The organism is Methanosaeta sp. UBA356, from assembly GCF_002496465.1.
GTDB lineage: Archaea > Halobacteriota > Methanosarcinia > Methanotrichales > Methanotrichaceae > Methanothrix > Methanothrix soehngenii.
Genome location: NZ_DAKC01000105.1, coordinates 34,160 through 34,609, shown reverse-complemented (window position 1 = coordinate 34,609; position 450 = coordinate 34,160). Strand labels below are relative to the sequence as shown.

Genomic DNA, 450 nt, shown 5'->3' with positions numbered 1-450 from the left:
GGCAGGAAGTCCTCTACACCATTTCCTCTTATGTTCTCTGCATCATACCCTGTCCTCTTGGAGACCCTGGATTTGGGAGTCCACACGATCTCATCCTGCTCATAGGTCTCCCCAGTGGTATAACACCTGACCATTGGTGCGCCCATGAATTCCACCTGCAAGTTGCACAACGGACAGATCGCTACCTCGACCTCTCCTTTATTATTTGTTCTCTCCACGCTGAGCATTATTCCCACTCTCTTGAACCACGGTTTATGGGCTGTCCAAATCTCCACTTATTTAAGCTTGGCCCTTTTTGCCAGAGCCAAACCATAAATATCTATGTTTTAAGTTTAAAGCTATTTAAGAAAAGATCATAATAATTCATATCCGTTTTCTTCTGGATCTCTGAAGATAACGCTGGAGGATTGCGTTATTCCTCTCTAGATCATGATCTGATCATATGGCCTG

1 protein-coding gene is annotated in these 450 nt (G+C 44.2%); it reads right to left on the bottom strand.

Features of this window, described 5'->3' with window-relative positions; translation table 11 throughout:
• A partial coding sequence (locus tag BP727_RS09850) for a hypothetical protein (RefSeq protein WP_286858605.1) occupies positions 1-227 on the bottom strand: 227 nt, incomplete at its 3' end.
• Between the last annotated feature and the right edge of the window lie 223 nt (positions 228-450).